At 57.1% G+C, this 8,509-nt stretch carries 8 protein-coding genes; 4 read left to right on the top strand and 4 right to left on the bottom strand.

Annotation, left to right across the window (positions count from 1 at the left end):
- Positions 1–166: 166 nt before the first annotated feature.
- Both cas6 and A6A03_RS20820 read right to left on the bottom strand, forming a co-directional pair.
- Complete coding sequence (cas6, locus tag A6A03_RS20825; RefSeq protein ID WP_245668868.1) at positions 167–772, bottom strand: CRISPR system precrRNA processing endoribonuclease RAMP protein Cas6; 606 nt, start codon at positions 770–772, stop codon at positions 167–169.
- On the bottom strand, positions 733–1,134 hold the full coding sequence (locus A6A03_RS20820; RefSeq protein ID WP_245668867.1) for a hypothetical protein: 402 nt from the start codon (positions 1,132–1,134) through the stop codon (positions 733–735). Before A6A03_RS20820 ends, cas6 begins: the two co-directional genes overlap by 40 nt.
- A gap of 357 nt (positions 1,135–1,491) precedes the next feature.
- Between A6A03_RS20820 and A6A03_RS06695 the strand changes: the two genes are divergently transcribed.
- Both A6A03_RS06695 and A6A03_RS06690 read left to right on the top strand, forming a co-directional pair.
- Positions 1,492–5,109: a GAF domain-containing protein gene (locus A6A03_RS06695; protein WP_172812288.1), complete on the top strand. Its 3,618-nt coding sequence runs from the start codon at positions 1,492–1,494 to the stop codon at positions 5,107–5,109.
- Complete coding sequence (locus tag A6A03_RS06690; RefSeq protein ID WP_066785300.1) at positions 5,070–5,705, top strand: response regulator transcription factor; 636 nt, start codon at positions 5,070–5,072, stop codon at positions 5,703–5,705. The genes A6A03_RS06695 and A6A03_RS06690 overlap by 40 nt, the downstream gene beginning before the upstream one ends.
- 179 nt (positions 5,706–5,884) lie before the next feature.
- Here the strand turns inward: A6A03_RS06690 and A6A03_RS20320 are convergent, their stop codons facing one another.
- On the bottom strand, positions 5,885–6,067 hold the full coding sequence (locus A6A03_RS20320; protein ID WP_156525286.1) for a hypothetical protein: 183 nt from the start codon (positions 6,065–6,067) through the stop codon (positions 5,885–5,887).
- Here A6A03_RS20320 and A6A03_RS06685 point away from each other — a divergent pair.
- The gene (locus tag A6A03_RS06685) at positions 6,057–6,500 is read left to right on the top strand and encodes a YdbT family protein (protein ID WP_066785296.1); all 444 of its coding nucleotides are present in this window, start codon (positions 6,057–6,059) and stop codon (positions 6,498–6,500) included. The genes A6A03_RS20320 and A6A03_RS06685 overlap by 11 nt on opposite strands.
- Entirely contained in the window at positions 6,500–7,354 is an 855-nt protein-coding gene (locus tag A6A03_RS06680; RefSeq protein ID WP_066785293.1) for a serine/threonine protein kinase, read from the top strand. Before A6A03_RS06685 ends, A6A03_RS06680 begins: the two co-directional genes overlap by 1 nt.
- A 48-nt stretch (positions 7,355–7,402) precedes the next feature.
- Here the strand turns inward: A6A03_RS06680 and A6A03_RS06675 are convergent, their stop codons facing one another.
- Positions 7,403–8,407, bottom strand: coding sequence for a helix-turn-helix transcriptional regulator (locus A6A03_RS06675; protein WP_082908932.1), 1,005 nt, complete (start codon positions 8,405–8,407; stop codon positions 7,403–7,405).
- Between the last annotated feature and the right edge of the window lie 102 nt (positions 8,408–8,509).

Below are 8,509 nucleotides of genomic sequence, written 5' to 3'. Positions count from 1 at the left end.
CCCGCGCCCCATCCCCCCCCCGGCGCGCGGGCAGCTCGCCCGCACCTATTACCGCCGGCGGGCCAGCGGCCCGCGCCCCATCGCCCCAGACCGCTGGCGGGCCAGCGGCCCGCGCCCCATCCTCCACCCGGCGCGCAGGCAGCTCGCCGCATCCGCGTCCTACGCCTCACCGCAGCGGGCGCACCTCGATCCAACCGTGGCCAAACACGCACGATTTGCCGGTATGCACCAAGCTTGCCGCCAACAAGAACGACCGCACCAGCGGCGGCACATTGCGCAACGTGGCTGCGCCGACCAACCCTCCCAACACCATTGACTGGCGCTTGCTGGGGCGGGTGCTTGAACGTTCCCAATCGACCCAGCGGGTGGTGTCATCTTCAACCGTTACCTGCTGCGCAGCAGCGATCGCTGGCCGGTAATCAAGCTCCCACGGCACATGGCCGTAAAAGTGATTAAGCGCCTGCAAGCGCCACGCAGTCGCCTGCACAATCGCCGGAATCTCCGGTTTCTGCATGAGCTCGCCGCGCGTCTTGATCCGCAGCGGCGTGCGGAGCGCGAGCCGGAGATCGGCGGGCAGGCGTTGTGCGATTGGCGTCAGTTCCGAGAGGTTAAAGACCGGCAACTCGCCGAGGGCCAGATCAGCATCGCCATCGCGGTAGATCGTCACCCCCAGCAACTGGCCATACGGCAACGCCTCGATCCGTTCGAGGCGCGCTGCGGTTTGGTAGCGGCCTAAACCGGCGCGGGCGAAATCGGCGAACGCCAGCGCCACAAAGGGCAGAACCTCATATTTGTTTCGAGCAGATCGCCGGCAGCGTAGACGCGGCGCTGGTCAAGCGGCGGCTCGATCACGAACGGGCGCGGCGCATCGCGCAGATCGTGCAAAAACTCGCTGTTCGGCGGCGCCGCTGGCTCAAACAGATCACGGTACACGCAATGCGCTAGCGCTGCCGGGCAAGCGTTCGACTGGCCCCAGCACTGTTGCGGGCACGCAATCCGTTGCAGCGCATAGCCCAACCCGCCACGAAATAATGCGCCTTTAAATGGCGGCAACCGCGCCGGCGCCGCCAGCCGCAACGTGACCCGAATGCGCAACACGTTCAGCGCCGGCAGTGTCAGTTCAGGTTCAGCCATGACCATCGACTTTCCGTGACAAGAGGGTTCGTAACCAATAACGATGATTCCCGCACGTCTCCCAGCCGGGAGAGAGCGCCAGTGGCTTCTCACACATAACGGCGGGGAAGAATAGCGCAAAACGCACATCGAAAACGCGTTCGGCATTTAGGTGCAAGTATACCGCATCGGCGTTGAAAGCATGTGCGATGCGCCAAACAGATCACCTATTGCTGAACGAATCGAATAATTTGTACCTTCCCATGCGACCACCATGGCTGGTACGATACATGTATTCACGGCGAAAGACTAGCGCGTAAAGGATGGTCAACCATGCCGCTCGATTCTGAAGTTCAAAGGGCGCAGTTGAGCCGCGACATGCAATTCAATCTCAACTGGCGGTGGCGTCAAATCAGGGCATGGTTTGGCCAAGAGCGCGGTGCGTTATTCTTGATTTGGTGCTTGCGGGTCGGCGGTTTGGGTTTGCTCATTATGTGGGCATGGCTCAAAGCGCCAAACATACCGGAGCCAAACCTGAAGACAGGCTGGCTCATTATCGGTGTGATGGCCTGTTTCCAGATCTTTACAGCGGTCTGGGGAGCATTTCAACCCGAACAATGGCACAAACCGCCAGCGAAGTTTCTGCAAAACCTGATCGAAGTCATCTTGATCAGCTCGGCTATTCTACAGTTTGGGACCGCGTCTAATGTCTTTTGGGTACTTTACCTTATCCCCATTGTTAGCGCGATGCGCTTTCTCAATAACGTATGGGGCAGTGTCATCGTTGGGCTTTCGATTAGCGCGGCCACCGCAGTAGGTAGCGTTCATGCCGATAATCTGCTCGAAATCGCGATCGCGCCAACCATCACGATCTTTGGCTTGCTGTTGTTGTATGTTTTGCGCCGCACCTCGGTGCATCCGGACGCTTTTGCCAATCAGCAGACCGAATTAGTCCAAATCCTCGATCGATACCAAGCCGGGATCTGCGTGGTCGATCAACATCGCCGGCTCGTGTTTGTCAATCATGCGCTTGAACAGCAATTTGGCCCGTGGACGCCCAAGATGACCTGCTACGAGTATTTAGTCTGCTTGCAGGCGAATTGCACGGCCTGCCAAAAACCCCAGCCATATCCGCAACCATACACGATGCAAGTCCCCGGCGGGCGCAAAATACTATTCAATGTCGAGTCGCAGCGGGTCGCTGATGGCGAGCATCTCTTGCTGTTTCTCAATCCGCCGCGCCCGATCCGGCTTGATTTGTACGAAAAATTGCTCAATGCCATTGTTGAAGAGGATCAGCAAAGGTATATCAGCGCCCTTCGCGAACTGCTTGACTCGGTACGTAAAGCGTTTGAAGCGGAATCAGCGGCGATCTTTTGGTTCAAGGATGGGAGGCTGACACGTGACATCATTAGTGGCCCGCCCTTGCCATTCGATGAGGATTACGAATCGGGCCAAGGGATTACCGGGTTGGCGTTGCCCGGTTCAGAAGGGGCGCCATTTGGGCGCACCGTCGTCGTCAATAACCTCGATGTCGCACCAGTAGTCATCGATAATTTTGCCGAACACCCTGTCGTGCATCCCAAATACTTCGAGGCGTACAAACAGGCACTCCCTAGCCGGCAGGTAAAACACCTCTTAGTAGGGCCACTCAACGGACGCCGGCGGATTATCGGCGTGTTGCGGTTAGTCAACCGGCTGAACGAGCACGGTCAATTTTACAGCGAGGGTTTTCAGCGCCTGCATGAAATTGATTTGAACATCATTTGTGAACGGCTGGCGCACGTCATCGAGTATGGGGAATTGTACCTTGCCCGGAAACGACAGCTTGAAGAGACGGAACGGTTCTACCGCATCTACGATGCTAGCACACGCGGCCAAGCCGTCTTTACGACGATTGTTGAAGAAGCGCTGAAGGCGTTTCCTGCCGCGAGCAAATGTGAAATCCGGCGGCTTGATCGGGCGAGCCAGACCTTACAATTGATCGCGGCACGACACCGGCGCGGCTTTGATTACGGCGCGCCACCGAGCCCGCTCGCCGGCATTAATGCGCGCGCCCTGCGTGAAGGGCAAATACAGTTTGTCACGGATACCGCCCACGACCCCGATTTTATTCACCGCCAACCACCCATTGGCGCACTGATGGTCGCGCCGCTGATCGGCTACCTCGGCATTATCGGCATTCTTACCCTTGATTATGATGAGCCTCGCACGTTTACCACCGAGGAACGCCGGCGGTTCGAGGCGCTAGCGACCCATGCCCGGCTAGCGGCAGCCGTGATCTGGCGGAACGAACAGGCTGAACATCTGCGCAAGCATATTCAACAGATGAGCGACTTGAGCGAAGGGATCACTGGCGTCTATCAGCACATCCTTAAGGCTTACCATAACCTGATTGGCTATGATAGCGCTTCGATTCAGTTGCTTTACGGTCATTATTTGCAGATTGTCGAATGCAGCGGCTTTGCTGATCGGAATGCGGTCTGTTCTTTATCGTTCGACCTGCACGATGAGCGGTTTCCTAACAGCCGAGTATTGCGCGAGCAACAACCGCTGGTTGAGGCTGATGTCACCCAAACCTACCCCCACTTCGTGCAAGAATCGGAACGGTATCAGACAGCGAATATTCGCAGCATCCTTTATACGCCGCTGACCTATCGCGGCCAATGTATCGGGATGATTGCGCTCGACAGCCATACACCCTCCTTCTACCGTGAAGGCGATGTAGTGTTGAGCACGCTGCTTGCCAATGCCGCCGCTTCGGCGATCGACAACGCGCGGCTAGTGGAAACGCTCCAACAGCGACAAGAACAGTTACGGGTGTTGCTCGAGCACAGCACGTTGTTAATGGGAATTCATGACGAGCGCAAACTCATTGCATCGTATGCCCAGCTTGGGGCGAAGCTGTTCGCATGCGAGCACTGTGCCATCTTCCTGCGCCGATCGCCGGATTATGAGTTTGAGCTAGCGGTGTCCTCGCAGCACGATGGTTACTTCGACAATGAAGCCTATGGGCGATTGGCGGCAACCATTGCGGCGCACAATCAGATCATCGCCCTCACTGGTGATGAGTTGTTGGCATGGTATGCCGAACATGGCATTGCCGGCGATGAGCTTGCGCATTTGCCCACCGCGCGCGGTCGTTCCTTGCTCGCCGGCCCGATCCGCGACCAACGCCAGATGGTGGTTGGCGTATTAATCTTTGAAAATCACGAACCTGATTATGGCACAGGTTTCCCGCAGCCGGCGCATGATTTATTAGAATTGTTTGGCAAACAAGTTTTGAACGGGATGAATATCGTCAATATTCGCCGGACAACTCGCGAGAGTTTAGGTCTCGATGTCCATGATTTACTTAATTTTGTCCAAGGAACAATTATTTTCTCACTCAACACGATGATCAAGCAGATTGAACGAGCTGAGCCGGTGGCTTCACTTACCCCTCAATTATTGCAAACGAACCAAGCGGCAAAGTTTCTCTATCAACAATTACGCTATATTCAAGACGATCTCCGTGGACGTACCGATCTTGAGCAGCCATTTGACCGGATGGTCAATGATTATATCAATTTACTCAGAGGATCGGTGCTCAAAGATGTCCCGATCTCCTTCAATCCCTTGACTAACGTCAACCTGCCTCCGAAAACGGCTTACGCCCTCTTCCGTATTTGCCAAGAAGCGCTCGCCAACATCGCTAAACACGCTGAAATCCACCTCAAGCCAGATGGCGCAGTGTGGATCACGTATACCCAAACAGAGACTGGATTTACGCTCACGATCGAAGATAACGGTCGCGGCATAGCAGAGAGCATGGAAAGCCTGCGCCAGCGGGGCGCGTATGGCTTAACCACGATTCAACAATGGGCAGAACGGATCGGCGGGCGGGCAACCGTACAACCACGTCCTACCGGCGGCGTCGTTGTGCAGGTCACCGGCCAGATCAAGGAGGAGCAGGCATGGACACCCCCATCAGAGTCATTATTGCCGATGATTTAGCCCTCTTTCGCGAAGGGCTGAAAAAGGTGCTCGCCTATATTCCTAACATTCACTGTGTTGGCGAAGCGCATACCCCGCAAGAAGCGATCAGCATGGCAAGCAGGCTCCAACCAGATATCATCATGATGGATATCTCGTGGTACGGCGACCGATGGACCGGTATTCATGCGATCGAACAGATCAAACGCCAAACGCCTCAGGTGGCAGTTATCGCCATGACAGCCTATCCCGAGTGGATCGAACAGGCCCAGCGCAAAGGCGCTGACATGGCAGTCTCAAAAGAGGTTTTCAATGATTCTGACCAGCTCGAACGCTTGTTAGAAGAGGTGTTGCGGAAAGTTCGGCAGGCGCACACCCGGCATATCATCACGACCCCGCTCACCGAACGCGAAAAACAGGTGCTTCGCCTAATGGCGCGCGGCGCTCTGATCGGAGAGGTGGTGAAAGAGTTGAGTTGTAGCGCCGGCACAATTAAACGGGATGTGCAAAACATCTGTGATAAATTGCAAGTGACCAACCGGGTTCACGCCATTGCGCGCGCCTACGATCTCGGCATCTTAACATTGGGCAGCAGCTTCCCACCCGAACCGATCTGAGCCGAGAGCCAGTAACGATACCGAAAGACGGCGCAGCCGGCTGCGCCGTTTTTTCGTTGCTACATGATTGCACATAGACGCATTTCTTCCAGTGAGAGAGCATGATCCATTCGACGATCAGACCCGGCGTCACTATGAGTCTTCTGATGGATGCGGTGTGATCATCGAATTACGTATAATCATCGTAATAAATCTCCATCACAGCACACAACAAACTCACCCGTTAAAAAAGAGTAAAAAGGAGGTGATTGGCCGCACTCGTTGCCATAGGCGGGCACCAAGCGGAACACCGGCACCCAGATCGGTTCGCGCTGGCGAACCGGCTCGCGCCACTCGGCGAAGGAGGATACGATGGCGATCATTCACCAGTCTCCCCCGACCCCGTTCCGTCGACATCCGCTGCGGCGCCTGCAGCAGTATCTCGGCTTCGCTGCCCTCTACGGCATCCTTGCCGGATTAGCGTGGCAAACGTTCACCGTCGGGTATGTCTCGATCGCGCTTGGCTTCGCCTTAGCGAGTACGGCTTCTCTGCTGGGCATCATCGTACTGGTGATCCAAGAACGCCGGTTCCACATCGTGATCACCTGCGACCGGTTCATCATCGATAACGGCTATCCGTTTTGTTCACGCCGCGTTATCGAACGGATCTATATCCGTGGACATTACTTCCCGCCCAATCCGATTGGTCATTGGTTCGACACCGGCACACTGGTGATCGAATATGGCGATGAAACGATCGTCCTCGACGGCTTGACTCCATTCAGCACCCTCCGCAACCTCTTGGAGGTGTCGTGATGATGGGGACGCCGCGCAACGAGGTAGTGGCCGATCGCTTTCAGGTGGCTCACCGGCTAGCCCGCACGGCTCACAGCATTGTCGATCTGGCGTACGACGCGCGGGATCAGCAACCTGTGGTGATCAAACGCCTTGCCCCTACTGGTCGCAGCATGTCGCTCGCCAACGCTGCCCGCGCCTTCCGGCGCGAGATCGACATTGTGTGCGCATTGCCGGCAGCAGGCAACGATGAATGGCATTGCTTCCCGCGGTTCATCACGATGGGCCGTGATCGTCACGGGTATTACTATGTCCAGAGCTACATTCCCGGCCAGACGCTGGCTTCCATCCTTGCCGCCGGTCATCCGCACAACGCTCTCACCATCGCGATCAACCTCTGCTGGGTGCTGCGTATCTTGCACGCGCACGGGATTGTTCACGGCGATCTGCATCCGCAAAACATTATGGTGGGATTGCACGGCGAGGTGGCGTTGATCGATTTCGGTCTGAGCCGCTATCGCTACCAACTGGCGCCGGAAGTGCAAGGGATTGGCCGGCCCATCTATACCCCGCCGGAACAGTTGGCCGGCTGGCCGCTTGACGAACGGAGCGATTTCTTCGCGTTGGGTTGGGTATTGCACGAGCTGCTGGACATTGAGCAGTTACCGCCGGCTACCCAGCATCTGATCGCAACGATGTGCGATCCGTTTCCGGCCAACCGGCAGGTGACACTGGCGGCATTGCAGGCCGAGCTTGAGGAAGTGCGCGATGAGCGCTCGCAACCGCAGCCGGCGCCACAGTGGTTTATCAATGGCCTCATCATTGTGAGTACCGCCGCTATCGCGCTGCTCTATCTCAGCTTGTTTTGGCGATAATTGCATCGCTACGTGCGGCAGCGAGCCTGCCGCACGCCATCCTTCCCCTTACTCGGCATACACCGCGCGCATCCGTTCGATCGTCTGCCGGATCATCGCTACCAGCTCATCCGGTTCGAGCACACGGCAATGTTCGCGGTAACGGAGCAGAATCTGCTCGGCTTGCCACAAATCGCTGGTTTGGGCCACGATCTCGGCGCTGCCGTCGGGGTGATACGTCACCGCACTGTTGGGAAACCAGAGCGCCACGTCACGGTTGCGCGCCACTTGCGGCGAGAGCCAGTAGCGCAACGACCACACCTTGCGCGGCGGCAATTCGGGTGGCAACACCCGCCGCTCGACGTGCAACGAGTCGGGGATGATCCGGTCTACCCGGTAGGGAATGTAGCGACCCACCGTCGCTTGATGGGGTGAACTGTAGCAGTAGGCTTCGAGGTAGGTATGGCCATCGCGCATCAAGAGCCGCACCGGCGCCACCCGGTGCGCTTCCGGTTCTTGGCTAAAGGTCGAGCGATAGAGAAAGCGCAGGGCATGGCGGCGAAGATTGCGCCGGAGCCGGGACAGTAATTGCGGATCAACGGTTGCGCTGCTTTGAGGCAGCTCAATGTCCATATTCTGCTGCTGGCGGAGGTTTGCCCGCCGTTCCGGCGGTAGCAGCGCAATGACATGATCGAGCAGTGACCGTACCTGCAGGCCGTTGGGCCAACTGCCCTCACTGAACAGCGATGTGAGAAACGCGAGCGCCTCTAATTCTTCGTCGGGCAGATTGAGCAAGGTGAGCCGGCCAAAATCGGTGAGTGCATAGCGTCCGTCAGGCTGGCGCTCAATCGTGCAGAGAAATTCGTTGCGGAGCGCGTTGAAATCGTGGCGAAGCGCAACCAGCGCGTTAGGCGGATAGATGCTGGAGTCGAAGGTGCGGCGCGCGTCCGCAATCAGCTCGGCGGGTGTCGCCGGGCCGCGTACAAACCGGCTGATCAGCCACAACCGCCGCTGCACCGTCAACGCAGAACTGCGCTTTTGGCCGCGACCACGACGAGAGCGTGGAGTCGCCACGTGACACCTCGTTGCCATATCGTGCGGATCTTTTGCGTATTATACCTGACTTGGCCGATGATGGGAATAGCCGCTTGACAAGAATAAATTAACGGTGTATAT

This window comes from Chloroflexus islandicus (genome assembly GCF_001650695.1).
Lineage (GTDB): Bacteria > Chloroflexota > Chloroflexia > Chloroflexales > Chloroflexaceae > Chloroflexus > Chloroflexus islandicus.
Note: the sequence above shows the minus strand (reverse complement) of the source record. Positions and strands in the feature narration are given on the sequence as shown.